General features: G+C 63.2%; 18 protein-coding genes. 12 read left to right on the top strand and 6 right to left on the bottom strand.

Translation table 11 applies throughout. The features are described 5' to 3' along the window. Positions 1-2 precede the first annotated feature (2 nt). From NKH98_RS04535 to NKH98_RS04505, 7 genes are all read left to right on the top strand, one after another. Complete coding sequence (locus NKH98_RS04535) at positions 3-1,364, top strand: epoxide hydrolase family protein (RefSeq protein ID WP_352896878.1); 1,362 nt, start codon at positions 3-5, stop codon at positions 1,362-1,364. 87 nt (positions 1,365-1,451) lie between these two features. Beyond that, entirely contained in the window at positions 1,452-1,880 is a 429-nt protein-coding gene (locus NKH98_RS04530) for a DUF6130 family protein (RefSeq protein ID WP_352506306.1), read from the top strand. Continuing rightward, entirely contained in the window at positions 1,877-3,211 is a 1,335-nt protein-coding gene (locus NKH98_RS04525) for an epoxide hydrolase family protein (RefSeq protein ID WP_352896877.1), read from the top strand. The genes NKH98_RS04530 and NKH98_RS04525 overlap by 4 nt, the downstream gene beginning before the upstream one ends. 49 nt (positions 3,212-3,260) lie before the next feature. After that, on the top strand, positions 3,261-3,857 hold the full coding sequence (locus tag NKH98_RS04520) for a VOC family protein (RefSeq protein WP_352478279.1): 597 nt from the start codon (positions 3,261-3,263) through the stop codon (positions 3,855-3,857). A 72-nt stretch (positions 3,858-3,929) separates the two neighbouring features. Then, on the top strand, positions 3,930-5,048 hold the full coding sequence (locus NKH98_RS04515) for a redoxin family protein (RefSeq protein ID WP_352896876.1): 1,119 nt from the start codon (positions 3,930-3,932) through the stop codon (positions 5,046-5,048). A 43-nt stretch (positions 5,049-5,091) separates the two neighbouring features. After that, positions 5,092-6,111, top strand: a complete 1,020-nt coding sequence (locus NKH98_RS04510) for an alpha/beta fold hydrolase (RefSeq protein WP_352897129.1) — start codon at positions 5,092-5,094, stop codon at positions 6,109-6,111. A 56-nt stretch (positions 6,112-6,167) separates the two neighbouring features. Next, entirely contained in the window at positions 6,168-6,587 is a 420-nt protein-coding gene (locus NKH98_RS04505) for an Ohr family peroxiredoxin (protein WP_352896874.1), read from the top strand. Positions 6,588-6,781: 194 nt separating this feature from the next. Here the strand turns inward: NKH98_RS04505 and NKH98_RS04500 are convergent, their stop codons facing one another. From NKH98_RS04500 to NKH98_RS04475, 6 genes are all read right to left on the bottom strand, one after another. After that, positions 6,782-7,027: a MoaD/ThiS family protein gene (locus tag NKH98_RS04500; protein WP_023675441.1), complete on the bottom strand. Its 246-nt coding sequence runs from the start codon at positions 7,025-7,027 to the stop codon at positions 6,782-6,784. Next, complete coding sequence (locus NKH98_RS04495) at positions 7,027-9,291, bottom strand: xanthine dehydrogenase family protein molybdopterin-binding subunit (protein ID WP_352897128.1); 2,265 nt, start codon at positions 9,289-9,291, stop codon at positions 7,027-7,029. Before NKH98_RS04495 ends, NKH98_RS04500 begins: the two co-directional genes overlap by 1 nt. Positions 9,292-9,307: 16 nt before the next feature. Then, positions 9,308-9,784, bottom strand: coding sequence for a (2Fe-2S)-binding protein (locus NKH98_RS04490; RefSeq protein WP_352478287.1), 477 nt, complete (start codon positions 9,782-9,784; stop codon positions 9,308-9,310). After that, complete coding sequence (locus NKH98_RS04485) at positions 9,784-10,644, bottom strand: FAD binding domain-containing protein (RefSeq protein WP_352896873.1); 861 nt, start codon at positions 10,642-10,644, stop codon at positions 9,784-9,786. The genes NKH98_RS04490 and NKH98_RS04485 overlap by 1 nt, the downstream gene beginning before the upstream one ends. Before the next feature lie 137 nt (positions 10,645-10,781). After that, entirely contained in the window at positions 10,782-12,425 is a 1,644-nt protein-coding gene (locus NKH98_RS04480; protein ID WP_352896872.1) for an MFS transporter, read from the bottom strand. Positions 12,426-12,629: 204 nt separating this feature from the next. Beyond that, a complete protein-coding gene (locus tag NKH98_RS04475) occupies positions 12,630-13,661 on the bottom strand; it encodes a histone deacetylase family protein (protein WP_352896871.1) in 1,032 nt (343 codons plus the stop codon). A gap of 141 nt (positions 13,662-13,802) precedes the next feature. Here NKH98_RS04475 and NKH98_RS04470 point away from each other — a divergent pair, with 141 nt between their 5' ends. The 5 genes from NKH98_RS04470 (at position 13,803) to NKH98_RS04450 (ending at position 19,475) form a co-directional block, all read left to right on the top strand. Next, positions 13,803-15,470 (top strand): amidohydrolase, encoded by a 1,668-nt coding sequence (locus tag NKH98_RS04470; protein WP_352896870.1) that lies wholly within the window; start codon positions 13,803-13,805, stop codon positions 15,468-15,470. 139 nt (positions 15,471-15,609) lie between these two features. Next, on the top strand, positions 15,610-16,704 hold the full coding sequence (locus NKH98_RS04465) for an ABC transporter ATP-binding protein (protein WP_352478297.1): 1,095 nt from the start codon (positions 15,610-15,612) through the stop codon (positions 16,702-16,704). After that, positions 16,704-17,624, top strand: coding sequence for an ABC transporter permease (locus NKH98_RS04460; protein ID WP_352896869.1), 921 nt, complete (start codon positions 16,704-16,706; stop codon positions 17,622-17,624). Before NKH98_RS04465 ends, NKH98_RS04460 begins: the two co-directional genes overlap by 1 nt. Then, positions 17,617-18,417 carry an ABC transporter permease gene (locus tag NKH98_RS04455; protein WP_352478301.1) on the top strand — a complete coding sequence of 267 codons (801 nt, stop codon included), beginning with the start codon at positions 17,617-17,619 and terminating at the stop codon, positions 18,415-18,417. Before NKH98_RS04460 ends, NKH98_RS04455 begins: the two co-directional genes overlap by 8 nt. 23 nt (positions 18,418-18,440) lie before the next feature. Continuing rightward, complete coding sequence (locus NKH98_RS04450; protein ID WP_352896868.1) at positions 18,441-19,475, top strand: ABC transporter substrate-binding protein; 1,035 nt, start codon at positions 18,441-18,443, stop codon at positions 19,473-19,475. Positions 19,476-19,510: the final 35 nt, after the last annotated feature.

Raw genomic sequence — 19,510 nt, 5'->3', positions numbered from 1 at the left:
CCATGGACACGACCAGAACCTCCGAAACAATCGACCAGGATCGCCGGCGACTCTTGGGCACTGCCGCGGTCGGCATCGCCGTCGCAGGCGCCGCGAGCCTGCTCCCGTCACAAAAGGCCGCCGCATCAACCAGCGATGGCATCCGCCCCTTCACGGTTAGCTTCCCGCAGGAGGAGCTCACCGAGCTTCGTCGGCGCATCGTCGCTACGCGCTGGCCCGAGCGCGAGCTCGTATCCGACGAGGCCTCCCGGCGGATCTGGTCGACCCCTGCGACGGTAGGGCCAACGCAGGGCGTGCAACTCGCCACGATGCAGAAGCTCATGCAGTATTGGGGAACGGAATATGATTGGAGCAAATGCGAGGCGCGGTTGAAGGCGCTGCCGAATTTCGTCACCGAGATCGACGGCCTCGACATCCACTTCATCCACGTGAAATCCAAACATCGGGGCGCACTGCCTGTCATCATCACGCATGGCTGGCCCGGTTCGGTCATCGAACTCCTAAAGATTATCGATCCGTTCACCAATCCCACTGCGCACGGCGGTACCGCGGCCGACGCGTTCGACGTGGTGATCCCGTCGATGCCGGGCTACGGCTTTTCCGGCAAGCCCACCGAAACCGGTTGGGATCCGGGGCGCATCGCGCGGGCGTGGATCGTGCTGATGAAACGCCTCGGCTACGACCGCTACGTCGCGCAGGGCGGCGATTGGGGAGCACTCATCACGGAACAGATGGCCCTGATCGCACCTCCCGAGCTGGTCGCCATCCACACGAATATGCCGGGGACCATTCCGCCGGAGATCGTGAAGGCGCTAGCCTCCGGCGGTCCGCCCCCCGCTGATCTTGGCCCCGACGAGAAGCGTGCCTACGAGCAGGTAGCGTTCTTCTACAAAAACGGCCTGGGCTACGCCAACGAGATGGCTCTTCGTCCGCAAACTCTCTACGGGATCGTCGATTCACCGGCCGGCCTGGCGGCGTGGATCCTCGATCACGATGCGGACAGTTATGCGCTGATCGCCCGCTCCTTCGATGGAGAGCCGGAGGGCCTTACCCGCGACGACATCCTCGACAACATCACGTTCTACTGGCTGACGAACACGGCAATCTCGTCGGCGCGTCTCTATTGGGAACATACGCAAACGGCGAAGGCCGGCTTCTTCGACGCCAAGGGCATCACCATTCCCGTCGGTGCGACAGCGAACCCCAGCGAAATCTACACCGCACCGAAGAGTTGGACCGAACGGGCGTTCCCGAAGCTTCTGCACTATGGCCGCACGGACAAGGGCTGCCATTTCGCCGCCTGGGAGCAGCCGAAGAGTTTCACCGATGAGGTGCGCGCAACATTCAAGACGTTGCAGACATGACGTGTTGGCGGGGGATGGCGCGCCGGACGCGCGTCATCTTCCGCCCAGCGATAGCTGCGTAGCGAACCTCCGAAGGGAGCGACTGCAATGAACCCCCTCATCAAGACGCTCGCCGCACTCGCGGCTTGCACCGTGCTCGCCACGGGCGCGTTTGCCCAGAGCACGGTCGTTCCCATCGACAACGAGCCCGCACCCAAGCTGATCGTGGAGCCGCCGCTTCCGGGTCCGCTGGTCGGCGGCGTCGTGTTCATCCCGTACCGGGTGGAGAACTTGCGCATCCTGCCTGTGGGCGGGGCGGCCGCGCGCAACGTGTCTCCGCGGGTCGGGCATCTGCACGTCACTGTCGACGACCTGCCTTGGGCGTGGGCGGACTACGGTCAGAGCAACACCATCATCTTGGTGGGCATGCCAAGCGGCCAGCACATGGTGCTGATCGAGGTGGTGGATCCAGAAGGCAAAGTCTTCACCAAACAAACGGTGACGTTCCACACTCCGGACAAGACGGTGCAGCCATGAGGCTCGACCAACTGGCGGCCGTGCTGGCATTCGGGCTTTGCATCCTTTCCGCGCCCGCCTCCGCCAACCCAGTTGAGGATCGCTCGATCCGGCCCTTCAAAGTCTATGTGCCGCAAGCGCCGCTCGATGATCTTCGCAGTCGCATTGCGCAGACACGGTGGCCCGACCGGGAGACGGTCGATGACCAGTCGCAGGGCATACAGCTCGCGAAGATCAGGCCGCTCGTCGAGTATTGGGGCACGGCCTACGACTGGCGGACAGCGGAAGCGAAGCTGAATTCCCTGCCCCAGTTCATGACCACGATCGACGGCGTGGACATCCACTTCATTCACGTTCGCTCGAAACATCCCAATGCCCTGCCGCTGATCATGACGCATGGCTGGCCCGGCTCGGTGCTCGAACTGCTCAAGACCATCGGCCCGCTCACCGATCCCACGGCGCATGGCGGTAGCCCGGAAGACGCGTTCGACCTCGTACTGCCGTCGTTGCCGGGTTTCGGCTTCTCCGGCAAACCCACAGATACTGGCTGGGGTACAGACCGCATTGCACGAGCCTGGGCAGAGCTGATGAAGCGCCTTGGCTACACAGATTACGTCGCCCAGGGCGGCGACTGGGGCTCTCCCGTTTCGAATGCAATGGGACGTCTGGCCCCGGCAGGCCTGCTCGGCATTCATGTCAACCTGCCGGCTGTCGTACCGCCAGAGATTGCCGCGGTGCTCGCCGCCGGCGGACCCGCGCCGGCGGGGCTCATGGACAAGGAGCGCGCGGCCTTCGATGCGCTCAGCATGGCCGCCAAGATGGGGAACAGATCCTACGCCACGATGATGGGCACCCGGCCCCAGACGATCGGTTACGCCATCAATGACTCCCCCGCAGGGCTCGCCGCTTGGATGCTCGGACATCCGGGCTTTTCGGGCTGGACCTACGACAAAAGCGACCCTGAAAAGTCGCCTGACGAAGTGCTGGACGATATCACGCTGTACTGGCTGACGAACACCGCCACCTCGTCCGGGCGAATTTACTGGGAGTACGGCGGCGGGCGCAGTCCCGTTTTTGCCGGCGCTGAAAAGACCAGCGAAGTCTCGCTGCCGGTGGCCATCACGGTCTTTCCGGGCGAAGGCTATCGGGCCCCCGAGACCTGGGCCCGGCGCGCCTACCCCAACCTGATCTACTTCCATGAGGTCGACAAAGGCGGCCACTTCGCCGCGTGGGAGCAGCCGGAGCTCTTTTCTGCCGAGTTGCGCGCCGCGTTCAGGCCGCTGCGGCAAACCAAACAACCACCTCACTCGAAAGGAACGACAAATGTCTCAAACCATGAAGACGCCCCATGACGAAAAGCGCGAAACTGCGACCGGGACCCTCAAAAAGCAGGCGCTCGACATGAAGCTCGAGGTCGTGGTCATCCCCGTCTCGGACGTCGATCGCGCCAAGAGCTTTTATAGCGGCCTGGGCTGGCGGCTCGACGGCGATTTCGTCGTCGGCGATACGTTCCGGGGTGTGCAGTTCACACCTCCGGGCTCGCCTGCCTCGATCCACTTCGGCACGGGGATCACGACGGCGGCGCCCGGCTCGGCAAGCGGACTTTATCTTGTCGTGTCGGACATCGAGGCGGCGCGCGTCGAGCTCATTGGCCACGGCGCCGAGGTCAGCGAGGCGTTTCACCGCACAGGTCCCGGCAGGCCGGCGGTCAAGGGGCGCGATCCCGAGCGGCGCAGCTACTCCTCGTTCGCGACGTTCAAGGACCCGGACGGCAACGAATGGCTGCTGCAGGAAATCACCACCCGCTTTCCCGGCCGGATCGACTCCAATGTCACGACCTACGCTTCCGGAGCGGATCTTGCTGCCGCGCTGCGACGCGCGTCGGAGGCCCACGGCGAGCACGAGAAGCGCAACGGCGGCCAGCGCGATGAGAACTGGCCGGACTGGTACGCGGAATACATGGTGGCTGAGCAGGCCGGCAAAGAGCTTCCGCTTTGAAGGATTCAGCGCGCAGCGCGCCGCCGAATCGTCTGCGCGGCGATATCGATCGAAACTGAAAAGGCGTCGTCGATGAAAGCAACCAAGCTGCTCGTCGCCGTGGCGCTCGCACTGGCAATCGGGGCTCCGATTGCCAGTTTTCTGGGAGACACGAATGTGGCTCAGCCGATAGCCTCCGCACCGATGAGGGTTCCGTTTCTTCACGGACTTTTCTCCCTCCAGTTTGAGGGTCAATCCGAGCTTGCTTCGCTTGGCGTGGGGAACGAGTGGATAAATTCGCCGCCGCTGACGGCGTCGGCTTTGCATGGCAAGGTCGTCCTCATCGATTTCTGGACCTACACCTGCATCAACTGGCTGCGCACGCTTCCCTACGTTCAGACCTGGGACGAGAAATACCGGAAGCATGGTCTGGTGGTGATCGGAATCCACGCGCCGGAGTTCGCGTTCGAAAAAGACCTGAACAACGTGCACCGGGCGGTGAAAGACCTGGGGATCGATTACCCGATCGCCGTCGACAATGACCATCTCATATGGCGGGCTTTCAGCAACCAGTACTGGCCGGCACTCTATTTCGTCGATTCGCGAGGACGCGTCCGGTATCACCACTTTGGCGAGGGCTCATACCAACAGTCGGAAATGGTCATCCAGGAATTGCTGACTGAGGCTGGCGCCGGCGGATTCGACCGTGAGCCTGTGTCGGTGGATGCCCGCGGCATCGAAGCCGCGGCCGATTGGGAGACCCTCAAGTCTCTGGAAAATTATCTCGGCTACGAACGCACCCAGAATTTTGCCTCCGGCGATGAAGCGGTCTTGGACGCGCCGCACATCTACGACGTGCCGGCGCGACTACGCCTGAATGAGTGGGGGCTGTCTGGCAGTTGGACGGTAAGGAAAGAAACCGCCGTACTGAACAAGTCCGATGGCCGCATCGCGTACCGTTTTTACGCGCGCGACCTTCATCTGGTCATGGGTCCGGCAGCGCCGGGAACGTCTGTGAGATTTCGCGTGCTGATCGACGGACAGCCGCCAGGCACGGCTCACGGCATCGACGTCAATGAAAAGGGCGAAGGCGCAGTGACAGAGCAGCGCCTGTACCAACTGATCCGACAATCGAAACCCATCATCGATCGGCAGTTCGAGATCGAGTTTCTCGACTCAGGCGTGGAGGTCTTTGCATTCACGTTCGGCTGATCGCCCGCGCAAGGATAGAGGTTCCCAAATGCATTCACTCAATATCCCGGATGAGATCGACCAAGATCGCCGTCGGTTCTTTGGCGCCGCCGCGATGGCTGTCGCCGCCACTGAGTTCGGCCTGATCGGCCCGGCACAAGCGCAACAGACGACTGGCGAGCCTGCGGCGTCCTTTGGGCCCTTGAAGCGGATCGAGGCCGGCGTGCTGAGCGTCGGCTATGCGGAACTTGGACCGACCGACGGCCCGCCCGTCATCCTGCTACATGGCTGGCCGTATGACATCCACACCTATGCCGATGTCGCTCCCCTGCTTGCCGCAAAGGGGTACCGCGTGATTGTGCCCTACCTGCGCGGATACGGCACGACCCGATTCCTGTCGGATGACACGATGCGCAACGGTCAGCAGTCTGCGATTGCCGCGGACATTGTCGCCCTGATGGACGCACTGGGCATCGAAAAGGCGACGATTGGCGGCTGCGACTGGGGCGCCCGCACCGCGAACATCATTGCCGCACTATGGCCTGAACGCTGCAAGGCGATGGTCTCGGTGAGCGGCTACCTCATCGGCAACCAGCAAGCCGGCAAGCTGCCGCTGCCACCCAAGGCCGAGCTGCAATGGTGGTATCAATATTACTTCGCCACCGATCGCGGCCGCGCCGGCTACGAGAAATACACACGGGATTTCGCCAGGCTGATCTGGCAACTTGCGTCGCCGCAGTGGAATTTCGACGATGCCACATTCGAGCGCAGCGCCGCAGCCTTCGACAATCCCGATCACGTGGCCATTGTGATCCACAATTATCGCTGGCGGCTCGGACTTGCCGCCGGCGAGCAGCAATACGACGCGTTCGAGGAGCGACTCGCGCAGGCACCGGTCATCGGTGTGCCGACGATCACCCTCGAAGGTGACGCCAATGGCGCGCCGCATCCGGACGCCAAAGTGTACGCCACGATGTTCCCGGCCAGATACGCGCATCGGGTCGTCACCGGCGGCATCGGGCACAACCTGCCCCAGGAAGCGCCGCAGGCCTTTGCCGATGCAGTTGTCGAAGTCGACGCCTGATGGAGTTCGCGGCAACCGCCCAAGCGGCGGTTACCGCTACCAGCAAAAGAATGCCAATGAGCCACATCGCAAGGGTTGTCTATACGGCCAGGACCGCAACCACGGGCAGCCGCGAAAATGGCGCCTCGCGCAGTTCCGACGGCCTTCTGGACATCTGGCTATCGACGCCTGGATCGGCGCGCATCGGCACCAATCCGGAGCAGTTGCTCGCGGCCGGCTGGTCGGCCAGCTTCGCAAGCGCAATCACATCTGCGGCCCACGAACGAAAAATCGCGCTGCCTGCAGGGATGAGCATCGAGGCCGAGGTGAATCTGAACTACGGAGAAAACGGCCACTTTCTTAGCGTCCAACTGGATATTGCCGTGCCGAGTCTGGAGCGCGATATGGTACAAATTCTGGTGGATGAAGCGCACGAGATTTGTCCTTACTCCAAAGCGACACGGGGCAATATCGATGTCATAATGAGGATCGTCTGATTTGACCTACATCGCTCTTCGGCGTTGAAGCTTTTGGCACCTCGCTCCCAGTCTGTTCGGGGTCAGATCATGATCATGCCCACATCGACGTGAATGTCCGCTTTCGATATCCGCGGGCTCGAAGCTGCCGGTCCGTTGTCGGCCCCATCAACGACGTTTGAGACCTTGATGCTAGGCAATGCCGACGACCTCACCTACCCCCCAGCCAACCGCGGCAACAAAAAAATCTCCGCCCCTTCCGGCAGTTCCTTCGACCAGGTGTCGCGATAGATCGTCCCGTCGATGGCGACGGCGATGCCGCGATCGATGTATGGCTCGAGGCCGGGATACTGTTCGGCCAGTTTCCTGAACAGCTCCCGAATATCCTTGGCCTCGATCTCGACCTTGCTCTTGCCTCCGGCGATCGCGCCGAGCGACCCCCAGAGCGTTACTTCGACCATCAGCCTTCCCGTTCCGCCTCGAGCGCCGCCAGGATGCGCGGCGGCGACATCGGGATATGCGTCATCCGCACGCCCGCGGCGTTCGACACCGCATTGGCGATCGCCGCCAGCGGCGGCACGATCGAGGTCTCGCCGACGCCGCGCACCCCGTAAGGATGGTTAGGATTGGGGATCTCGAGGATCTGCGTGTCGATCATCGGCAGGTCCGAGCAGACCGGGATGCGGTAATCCAGGAAGCCAGGGTTCTGCAGCCGCCCGTCCTTGCCGTAGATATACTCCTCGTTGAGCGCCCAGCCGATGCCTTGCGCGGCACCGCCCTGGTACTGCCCCTCGACGTAGGTCGGATGCACCGCCTTGCCGGCGTCCTGAACGACGGTGTAGCGCAGCACCCTGGTCGAGCCTGTCTCGGGATCCACCTCGATATCGCAGATATGGGTGGCGAACGAAACGCCGGCGCCGTCGGCGACGAGCTCACTATGGCCTGCGATGGGTCCGCCCGTCTTTCCGGAAGCGGCCGCGATCTCCTTCAGCGACAGCGGCGAGAGGTTGCCGTGCGTCGCGCCCTTGGCAATCGCATGACCCTCTTCCCAGACCACGTCGTCGACGGGTATGTCCCACATCTGCGCGGCGCGCTGCCTGAGGACCTTGATGGCGTTGCGAGCGGCGGAGATCGTCGCCATCGAAGACGAGAAGGTGCCGCGGCTGCCGTCCGTCATATCGTTGTAGCCGAGGCTGGAGGTATCGGCGACCACCGTCTTGATCTGCTCATAGGGGATACCAAGCTCCTCCGCCGCCACCAGCGACAGCGACGCGCGGGAACCACCCACATCGACCGTGCCGACGGCAAGCGAGACCGAGCCATCCATGCCGATGTTGAGGTCGGTGCAGGTCTGGCCACCGAAGTTGAACCAGAAGCCGCAGGCCATGCCGCGACCCTGATTCTTGCCGAGCGGCGCCTTCATGTGCGGATGGTTCTTCGCCGCCTCCAGCGTCGGCCCGATGCCGATCGGCCCATATACCGGGCCGTAGGACGATCTGGTGCCTTCCTGCGCCGCGTTCCTGATCCGGAACTCGACCGGGTCCATGCCGATCTCCTTGGCCAGCTCGTCGACCGCGCTTTCCACCGCAAACGCCGCCATCGGCGCCGACGGCGCGCGATAGGCCGCGGTCTTGGGCCGGTTGACCAGCACTTCGTAGCCGACCGTCTTGACGTTCTCGAGCTTGTAGCAGGCAAAGGCGGTCATGGCGCCGATCTCGGCCCACATGCCGGCATAGGGGCCGCAGCTATAGCGCAGAGTCGCCTCGGCCGCCGTGATCGTGCCGTCCTTGCGGGCGCCGATCCGAACATCGATCGAGGTGGCGCTGGTCGGGCCGGAGGCGCGGAACACCTCGTCGCGCGTCATGACCAGCTTGACCGGCCGGCCGGCCTTGCGCGACAGCGCCAGCGCCACCGGCTCGGCCCAGACATGGGTCTTGCCGCCGAAACCGCCGCCGATCTCCGACGAGGTGACGCGCAGCTTCGAGGCTTCCATGCCAAGCAGCTGGGCACAGTGCTGGCGGTAGACAAAATGGCCTTGCGTACAGACCCAGAGGTCGGCGGTGCCGTCGGAGCTGACATTGGCGACGCAGGCATGCGGCTCGATGTAGCCCTGGTGCGTCTGCTCGGTCTTGAAGGAGCGTTCGACGACGAAATCGGCCTGGCCGAAGCCTTCATGGATGTCGCCATGGCCGTACTGGGTGCGCTTGGTGACGTTTGAAGGCTTGACGGGCTTTTCCTCGAGGCCCTCGGTGAAGATGGCGTCGTTGATCAGGGGTGCGGAGTGCTTCATCGCCTCGTCGACGTCGGTGACATGCGGCAGCACCTCGTAGTCGACCTCGATCAGCTTCAGTGCCTGCTTCGCCGTGCGGGCATCGACCGCAGCGACCGCGGCCACGGCATGGCCGTCATAGAGCGCTTTCTTGCGCGCCATGCAGTTGTCGAGGATGTCGTACATGGCGGCATCGCCGTCGGTCAGGTCGGGCAGGTCGGCCGCGGTGATCACCGCCTTGACGCCGGCGAGCTTCTCCGCCTTCGACGTGTCGATCTTCCTGATCGTGGCATGCGCATGAGGGCTTCTGAGAACGCGCCCGACCAGTTGCCCAGCCATGTTGAAGTCGGCGCCATAGCGTGCACGGCCCGTCACCTTGTCGACGCCGTCGGGACGAACGGGACGCGTGCCGACAGAGGTGAAATTGCGTCCGGAGTAACGCGGATCGAAATTCATCGTCATGCTCCCTTCATCACGCTTGTTTCATTACGATGGCGGCGTCCTGAACGGCACGCACGATCTTGTCATAGCCGGTGCAGCGGCAGAGGTTCCCGGCGAGGCCGAAGCGGATCTCCTCCTCGGTCGGATCGGGGTTCTTGGCCAAAAGGTCCTTGGCCGCCATGAGGAAGCCCGGCGTGCAGACGCCGCATTGCAGTGCGGCGTGCTCCAGGAATTTCTGCTGCAGCGGATGCAGCCTGTCGCCATGCGCCATGCCCTCGATGGTCTCGAGGTGCCGGCCCTCGGCCTCAGCGCCGAGCACCAGACACGAGCACACCAGCCGATCGTCGAGGATGATGCTGCAGGCGCCGCAGTCGCCGGTGCCGCAGCCTTCCTTGGCGCCCGTCAGTCCCAGGCGATCGCGCAGGACATCAAGCAGCGTCTCGTCCGGCTGGCAAAGGAACTCGACATTGTCGCCGTTGATTGTCGTTGATACTGCTACACCGGCCATCACTTGCCTCCTGCACGTGTATAGGCGGTCGTGGCGGCCCGCTTGGCCAGCACACCCGCAACTTTCCGTCTGAATTCGATAGTGCCTCGCTTGTCGTCGATCGGACGGCAGGCGCCCGAGCAGACCTTGGCGAGCCTCTCCAGCGTGGCTTCGTCCAGCTTGGAGCCGATGAGAACCTCGGCGGCCTCCTCGACCAGAACCACCGTCGGCGCCACGGCGCCCAGCGCCAGGCGGGCGGATTTGACGCGACCTTGCTCGTCGAGCGTCAGGTTCACGCCGGCGCTGACCACCGCGATGTCCATCTCGGTGCGCGGAATGAAACGCAGATAGGCATCGCCCGAACGCGGCAGACGTTTGTCGAGCAGGATTGCCTCGATGATCTCGCCCTTGGCCAGCGACGTCTTGCCCGGCCCAGTCGGCACCGCTTCCACGGCAATCGTGCGCCTGGTTCCCGGGCCGACGACCACCGCCTTGGCGCCAGCGGCCACCAGCGCCGGCACGCTGTCGGCGGCCGGCGAGGCGTTGCAGAGATTGCCGACGATGGTGCAGCGTCCCTGCACCTGCTTCGAGCCGATCAGCTTGGCCGCTTCGACGACGCCGGGCCATGCCTTCTGCAGGGCCGTGTTCTCGCCCAGCACGGCGCAGGGGACCGCCGCGCCGATGCTGAAGCCCTCGGCTGTTTCCCTGATCTCGCCAAGCCCGTCGATCGCCTTGATGTCGACGATCAGGTCGGGTTCGATAAAGCCGCCCTTCATTCTCACCAAGAGGTCACTGCCTCCGGCGAGGATGGCGGCCGTGCCGGCCGAACTGGCCAACAGGCCGGCGGCGTCTTCAATTGAAAGCGGACGTATGTAACGCATCGTCTCCCCTTACTGGTCATAGTCACATCAACTGATATAACCGTCTCTCGACAATGGCCATCCTGTTCGTGCATTCGCGGATTGGGCCAGGCGCCGCAATTTCATTTTGCTCGTCCAACTGGACGCACCGCCAGCCACTAATGCTCGATCGGCCCCTTCGGCATGACCAGCGCCGTGCCGGCCGTCGTCGGGCGCTCGATCATGCGGCGGACGCGCGGTGGCTCGTTGCCGCTGTGCAGCGCCCTTATACGCTCGCCGATGACGGCGTCCGCGTAGGTGGCGCGCCTGTTGTGGCGGATATATTCGACCCAGGTCGGCGTGTGGTAGTGCTCGATCCATATCGACGGATTTTCGAGATCGCGCGCCAATGTCCAGTTGCGGGCGCCGTCACGGCGGCGGATGCGGCCGCGCTCGGCCATGGTGGCGAGGAATTCCGGCACGTCCTCGTTACGGATGACATATTCGATCATGATGGCGATTGGACCGCTGCGCGGCTTGAGATCAAGCGCCAGATGCGGCTCCTGGAAGCGGTTGAGCGGATCGAGGTTGAGCACCGCCTGCTGCGGCAGCGGCAGGAGCAGGCCGATGGCACCTCCGGCCAGCATGGCGACGCTGGCCGCCATCAGGGCGACTTCGGCGCCATGCGCGTCGGCGACGACGCCCCAGACCCAGCTGCCGAGCGCGATGCCGCCGAAGGTCGCGGTCTGGTAGACCGAAAGCACGCGGCCGACCACCCAGCGTGGCGTCGACATCTGTACGGTGACGTTGAAGTGCGACAGCGCCGTCACCCAGCAGGCGCCGCCGACCAGCAGGCCGAGCGACGTCTGCCAGGCATGATCGCTGACGGCGGCGTTGAAGGCGCAGACGGCGAAACCGGCGAATGCCGTGCGCACCATGGTTTCGCTGGACAGCAGCTGCCGTAGCCTGACGCTGATCAGCGCGCCGCCGACGGCGCCGATGCCGAAGGCACCGAGCATGATGCCGTAGCTCAGGGCATCACCCTTGACGACGTCACGCGCGACCAGCGGCAGCAATGCCAGGACCGCGCCGGCGCTGAAGCCGAAAGCGGAGCTCCTGACCAGCACCTTGCCGATGTTAGGCGACATGGCGACGTAGCGCAGGCCGGCGCCCATTGCGGCGCCCAGCGTCTCGCGCGGCAAGGTCGATGCCGGCAGTTCCGGCTTCCAGCGGGCCAGCACGACGATGAGGCCGACATAGCTCAGCGTGTTGACGGCGAAGGCCGCGGCGGCACCTGCCGCGGCAACGATGATACCACCGATCGCCGGGCCGACGCTGCGCGTCAGGTTGAAGCCCATCGAGTTGAGCGCGATCGCCGCCGGCACCTTGGTGCGAGGCACCATGTCGCCGACCGAAGCCTGCCAGGACGGACTGTTGAGCGCGGTGCCGCTGTCGATCAGGAAGGTGAAGGCGAGCAGCGTCCACGGCGTCATCAGGTCGAGATAGGTGAAGACGGTCAGAAGAGCCGAGACGATCAGCATAAAGATCTGCGCGATCAGCATGATTTTGCGCCGGTTGAAGCTGTCGGCGATGGCGCCGGCCAGCAGCGCAAACAGCATGATCGGCAAGGTGGTCGAGGCCTGGACCAATGCCACCTGGTAGGACGAGGTGGCGATCGTCGTCATCATCCAGGCGGCGCCGACGCCCTGGATCAGGCCGCCGAAATTGGAAACCAGGCTGGCGGACCACACCGCCCGGAAGATGCCATGCCGGAACGGCGCCAGCGCCGAGGCGCTTTCGCTTTCCGGTGTGTCGTCCCTCATAAATGCTTTCCCGGGCTCAAATGCGTTTGTTCTTCCGATGAATTCGGCCCCTCAAAGCCATGGATTCAAAAAATAGAACATCATTTCGCAAAGGGCGAACGCATTCTGGAAAAACATCATGGTCCAACAACACGATAGCGCCGGCCCGCCGTGGCGCTCGCCGCGCCGAGTGCGCCATATGAGTTGCGGGCACCGGCAGCGCCTCTAGCGGTCCTCGAAGCCGGTCAGCACGCCGACGGCGTTGATGCCGATCTCCTCGACGGCGTAGCCGCCTTCCATGACGAACAGCGTCGGCAGGCCGAGCCTGGCGATGCGGCGGCCGATCCTGGGATAGTCGCCCGTTTTCAGCTTGAACTGGCTGATCGGGTCCTTCTCGAAGGTGTCGACGCCGAGTGAAACCACGACGACGTCAGGAGCATAAGCCGAAAGCCTCGTGCAGGCGTCCTCGAGTGAGGCGTTCCACACCTCCCAGCCGGTGCCGAAGGGCATCGGGTAATTGTCGTTGAAGCCTTCGCCGTCGCCCTCGCCGCGTTCGTCGGCATGGCCGAGGAAGAAGGGATATTCGGTCATCGGATCGCCATGCAGGTTCAGCACCTGCACATCACCGCGGCGATAGAAGATCTCCTGGGTGCCGTTGCCGTGGTGATAATCGACGTCGAGGATCGACACGCGCCCGGCGCCATGGTCGCGGAACCATTGCGCGGCGACGGCGGCGTTGTTGATGAAGCAATAGCCGCCCATGAAGGCTGCGCCGGCATGGTGCCCCGGCGGTCGGCAGAGCGCGAAGGCCGAAGGCTCGCCAGCCTTGACCAACGCGGCGGCGGTCAGCGCGACGTCATAGGACGACTTGATCGCGTCCCATGTACCTTTGACGAATGTCGCGCCGCCATCGAAGGAGTAGAAGCCGAGCAGCGCATCGATGCCTTTCGGGCGCACGTCGCCGCGCAGGCCGCGCGTCGGCCAGGTGAAGGGAATGGCCGAACCGCTGCGGCCCGATGCTTCCCAGAGCGGCCACACGCTCGGCAGGAAATCGATGTAGTCGCTGGCATGCACCTTCCTGGCGGCGGCGAGGTCCTGGATTTCCGGCGGCAGGATCGGACCGAGTTTTTCGCTCTCCACCCGCGCCCTGATGAACTCGGCGCGCGAAGGCTTTTCAAATGCGGGCACGATGGCGCCGGCGATCAATTCGACATTGCCGGAATGGCCGGCATGGAGAGGCGAAAAAACAGTCTTCATGAAATTGTTCCGTGGTGAGACGCGGCGACCCTAACCGTCCTGCACTGCCTTTCACAAGGCGCTGGGCCAACCAGCCATGGCTTGCTGGCCCGGCAGCCGGTCGTCTAGCCTGCCGGCAGCGCAACCGAACCGCGGGTAATCATGAGTTCAAATGCCGACCTGATCGTCACCAATGCCCGTGTGCTGACCATGGACGAAGGCAATCCGGCGGCCGAGGCGGTGGCGATAGAGGACGGCAACATCTTGGCGGTTGGCGATCGCCGGACGATCGAGGCGCTGAAAGGGCCGGCCACGAAGGTTATCGATGCGCAAGGCGGTTCGGTGGTGCCGGGCTTCATCGAAGCGCATATGCATCTTTTCGGCGGCGCGGCCGAGCTCGACAATCTTCACCTTCAGGGCGTGCATGGCTTCGATGCGCTGAGCGACGCGATCCGCGCCTACGCGGCGGCACGACCGTACGCCAAGCTGCTGCTTGGGGCCGGCGTCGACTACACCATCCTGTCCAGAGAAGAGCCGGTCACCCGCCACCATCTCGACCGCATCATCGCCGATCGGCCGTTCGCGATGTCGGCTTCCGATCACCACACGATGTGGGCCAATACCAAGGCGCTGGAGCTGGCCGGCATCCTGCACGGCAGGCAACTCGGTCCCGGCAACGAGATCGTCATGGGCGCCGACGGCCTCGCGGCCGGCGAATTGCGCGAGGGCGAGGCGTTCGGGCCGATCCTCGAGCTTTCCGGGCAGAACCGGGTGCGGCTCGGCCTTGCGACAGGCGGCGAGCCCGACCCTTATCCTTCCGCCGCCGAAGTCGCGGCCGATCGCGACCTGATGTATCGCGGGCTGGAATGGTGCGCCCGCCACGGCATCACCTCGATCCAGAACATGGACGGCAACCTCTACCAGCTCGAGCTGATTGCCGGTTTGGAGCAGGAAGGGCGGCTGCTCTGCCGGACCAAGATACCTTTTCATTTCAAGAACTTCATGACGCTCGACAGGCTGGAAAAAGCGTCGAGGATGGCCTCCGCCTACCGGTCGGAATGGCTGTCGTCCGGCATGGTCAAGATGTTTTACGACGGCGTGCTGGAAGGCTGGACCGCGGTCATGGTCGATGACTATGCCGACCGGCCGGGCTGGCGCGGTGAGCCGCTGTTCACGCCGGAGCATTTCGCCGAGGTGGCGCTGGAGGCCGACCGACGCGGCCTGCAGATCGCCGTGCATTCGATAGGCGACGGCGCGGTGCGCGCGGTTCTGGACGGCTACGAGGCGGCGCGGCGGAAGAACGGCAGGCGCGACAGCCGGCACCGCGTCGAGCACATCGAGGTCATCACCGGCGCCGACGTGCCACGCTTCGCCGAACTTGGCGTCATCGCCTCGATGCAGCCGCCGCACCCGCCCGGCGCCATGGACTTCCCGCTGGAACCGACGCTTTCGCGCATCGGCCGCGAAAGATGGCCGCTCAGCTATGCCTGGCGGACGCTGAAGCAGGCGGGCGCGCATGTCGTTTTCGCTTCCGACTGGCCGGTGTCGCGGGTCGACCCGATCTTGGGCATTCAGGCGGCGATGCTGCGCAAACCGTGGGCAGAAGGCGACCCCGACCAGAGCTTCTCGCTGATCGAGGCGCTTGCCGGCTACACGGTCGAAGGCGCCTATGCCGAATTCATGGAGCACCGTAAGGGCCGGCTGAAACCAGGCTATCTGGCCGATCTGGTGGTGCTGTCGGCCGATATCGAGGCAACTGAACCGGCTTCCTTGCACAAGCTGCATCCGGTCAGCACCATCTGCGGCGGCAAGATCACTTATCAGGTTTGATGATGGCGCTGACGATGGCACGGAGCTTGCGTTTTGAACCGAGGCCCAGATGCACGGTTGCCAAGCCGACCGGCATATGCTGACAATCGAATGGGAACTGGATCCGCCATCAAGAGCGGACATGAGAATGGGGTAATGCGTGCCGGATCAACCGGGTAAGAGTGCAATCGAGGTTCGCGGCGTCCGCAAGGTGTTCGGTATCGGGGACGCACAAGTCGCCGCCCTCGACACGGTTTCGGTGTCGATCCGCGAGAACGAGTTCTTCACGCTGCTAGGACCGTCGGGCTGCGGAAAGACAACGCTGCTGCGGCTGATCGCCGGCTTCGACTTCCCCAGCGAAGGCGAAATCCTGCTGCATGGCCAGGACATCGCGCCGCTGCCGCCGTTCAAGCGGCCGGTCAACACCGTCTTCCAGTCCTATGCGCTGTTCCCGCACATGACGGTGGCCGAGAACATCGGCTTCGGCCTTGAGATGCTGGGCAAGCCAAAGACCGAAATCAAGGCGCGCGTCGCCGAGATGCTGAAGCTGGTCAAGATGGAGGCGCTGAGTGCCCGCCGCACCAGCCAGATCTCCGGCGGCCAGCAGCAGCGTGTCGCACTGGCGCGCGCGCTGGCGCCGCAGCCGAAAGTGCTGTTGCTCGACGAGCCGCTGTCGGCGCTCGACTACAAGCTGCGCAAGGAAATGCAGATCGAACTGAAACGGCTGCAGCACCAGACCGGCATCACCTTCATCTTCGTCACCCATGACCAGGAAGAAGCGCTGACCATGTCGGACCGCATCGCGGTGATGTCAGCCGGCAAGATCCTGCAAGTCGGCACGCCTTGGGACATCTATGACAAGCCGGCCGAGCGCTTCGTCGCCGACTTCATCGGCGAAACCAATTTCCTGACCGCGGCCATCACCGGCATCGGCAACGGCAAGGCGCGCGCGACACTAAAATCCGGCGCGACGATCGACGCGACGGTGGCTGAGGGCTTCCAGCCGAAGGCGAATGCCACGCTGGTGGTCAGGCCGGAACATGCAAAGCTGACCGGCGGCAAGGGCGATCTTTCCGGAACCGTCGAAAACATCGTCTATTTCGGTACCGACACGCATATTCATGTCCAACTGGATAGCGGCGAAGCCTTCACCGTGCGCCAGCAGAACACGCGCAGCGCAGGCTGCGGTTTCGAGCGGGGCGACAAGGTCGGCGTCTCGATCGGCAACGACGCCGCGCAAGTGCTGAGGGATTGATGGTGAGCGCGGAAGAAGTCGCCAAGGCGGCCGAACGGCGCGACATCCGCGACCGCTGGCTGCTGTCGGCGCCAGCCCTGCTGATCATCTTCCTGGCAGCGACCGGCCCATTGCTGATCGTGTTGGTCTATTCGTTCCTGACGCCCGGCCCTTATGGCGACGTGAAGTGGCAATTCTCGCCGGAGGCGTGGATTTCGGTGTTCATGGAACGCGACATCTTCGACGACACGCTGTCGCTCGCCGCTGCCCATGTCACCATCTTTTGGCGCTCGATCAAGCTTGCCATCGTGACCACGCTCGCCACCCTGGTCCTTGGTTTTCCTACCGCCTATTTCATGGCAACACGCAGCGAGAAGACGCGCGATCTCTGGCTGTTCCTGATCACCATACCGTTCTGGACCAACTTGCTGATCCGCACTTTCGCCGTGCTGCAGATCATCCGCAACGAAGGGCTGATCAACACGGTGCTGCTCAAGCTCGGCATTATCTCCGCGCCGATCCAGATACTCTTCACCGACACGGCGATCCTTATCGGCATGGCCTATGTCTATCTGCCGCTGATGGTGCTGCCGATCTATGCCAGCATGGAGAAGCTCGATTTCCGGCTGGTCGAAGCCGGCTACGATCTTTATGCGACACGCTTTCAGGTGCTCAGACGCATCATTTTCCCGCTGGTCAAGCCCGGCGTCGTCGCTGGCTCGATCCTCGTCTTCATCCCGGCGCTGGGCGCCTATGTCACGCCGAGCCTTTTGGGCGGCGGCAAGAACATGATGCTTTCCAACCTGATTGAATTGCAGTTCGGGCAAGGCCGCAACTGGCCGCTCGGCTCGGCGCTGTCGATCGCCGTGATGGTCATCGTCATGGTGGCGCTGCTTGCCTATGTGCGCAATGCCGGACAATCGGAGATGCGTCATGGCTAGCAGCTTCTCCATCAAGCATCAGTCCGGCTTTACCGCGATCGCCGCCACCTGCTTCGTCGTGCTTTATCTGCCGATCGTCGTGCTCGTCGTCTATGCCTTCAACGCCGCGACCTCGACGTCGGAATGGGGCGGCTTTTCGCTCAAATGGTTCCAGTCGGCGTGGCAGAACACGCAAGTCATAGACGCCACCTTGCGCTCCTTTCAGATCGGCGCCACGGCGGCGATCCTGGCCACCGTCTTCGCCACCATGGCGGCGCTCGCTACCACGCGCACGCCGCCCTATCCCGGCCTGACCTTCAAATATGCCGCCATCAACCAGCCTTTGATGGTGCCCGAGATCGTCACTGGCGTGGCGTTGCTGATCTTTTTTTCGCGCATAAAGATATTCACCGGCTATTCGGGGCTCGGCTATCTGATCGCCGCGCATACCGCGTTTTGCATTCCCTTTGCCTATCTGCCGATCCGGGCGCGGCTGGAGAACATGGACCTGACGCTGGAGCGCGCCGCCGCCGATCTCTACGCGACGCCGTGGCAGACGTTCAGGCGCATTACATTGCCGCTGCTGTGGCCCGGCATTCTGGCGGGACTGATGTTGGCCTTCGTCATCTCGCTCGACGATGTTGTCATCACCGAGTTCGTGAAATCGGGCGGCCAGGACACGCTGCCGACCTACATGCTTGGCCAGATACGTCGAGGGATAACGCCGGAGATCAACGCGATATCGACCGTGTTCCTGCTCTTGTCGGTCGCCATCGTGACGTTGTTTTTCTTCATCAGCAGGAAGCGGGACTAAACATGAAAATGGGAGCTAAGACCATGAACTGGAAGACCACGGCGACCGCCATCGGGCTGGCGCTGCTCGCCTCGACGAGCCTTGCTCGCGCCGACGGTGAGCTCAACATCTACAATTGGGGCAACTACACCAGCCCCGATGTGATCAAAAAGTTCGAGCAGAAATACAACGTCAAGGTGACCATCACCGATTACGATTCGAACGATACGGCGCTGGCCAAAGTTCGCCAGGGCGGCACCGGCTTCGACATCGCGGTGCCTTCGCAAACCTTCGTGCCGATCTGGATCAAGGAAGGCCTCGTGCAGGAGACCGATCCCGGCGAGATGGAGAACTTCAAGAACGTGGCGCCAGAATGGGCCAATCCCGATTTCGATCCCGGCCGCAAATATTCCGTGCCGTGGGCCTGGGGCACGGTGGGCATCGTGGTGAACACCGATGTCTACAAGGGGCCGTCGGACAGTTGGGGCGTCATCTTCAACACACCCGACGAATTGAAGGGCAAGGTCAACGTCGTGCCGGAAATGAACGACGTCATGTTCGCGGCGACCAAATATGTCGGCGGCGCGCAATGCGCCAGCGACAAGGAAACGCTGAAGAAGGTGCGTGACACGCTGGTTGCTGCCAAGCCGAACTGGATCGCGATGGAATACAATACCATCGAGAAAATGGGCGCCGGCGATTTCAAGGCAACCAGCGACTGGAACGGCTCTGCCCTGCGCCAGCGGCTGGCGAATCCCAAGATCCACTATTTCTATCCCAAGGAAGGTTTTGGCCTCTGGAGCGACAATGTCATGGTCCTGAAGGACGCAAAGAATGTCGAGAACGCCAAGCTGTTCCAGAACTTCATCATGGATCCGGAAAACGCCGCCGGCCTGTCCGCATTCCACCGCTACGCCAACGGCATTGCCGGTTCCGACAAGTACATGCCAGCCGATATGAAGGATGCGCCGGAAGTCATCATCCCGGATGACGTCAAGGCGCATGGCGAGCTGCAAAAATTGTGTTCAGAGGAAGTGCAGGCCATCTACAGCAAGATCTGGACCGAACTGCAGAAGTAATCCACATCCGGACGAAACCCGGCGGCAATTGCCGC

The organism is Mesorhizobium sp. M0833 (assembly GCF_040319905.1).
Lineage (GTDB): Bacteria > Pseudomonadota > Alphaproteobacteria > Rhizobiales > Rhizobiaceae > Mesorhizobium.
Note: the sequence above shows the minus strand (reverse complement) of the source record. Positions and strands in the feature narration are given on the sequence as shown.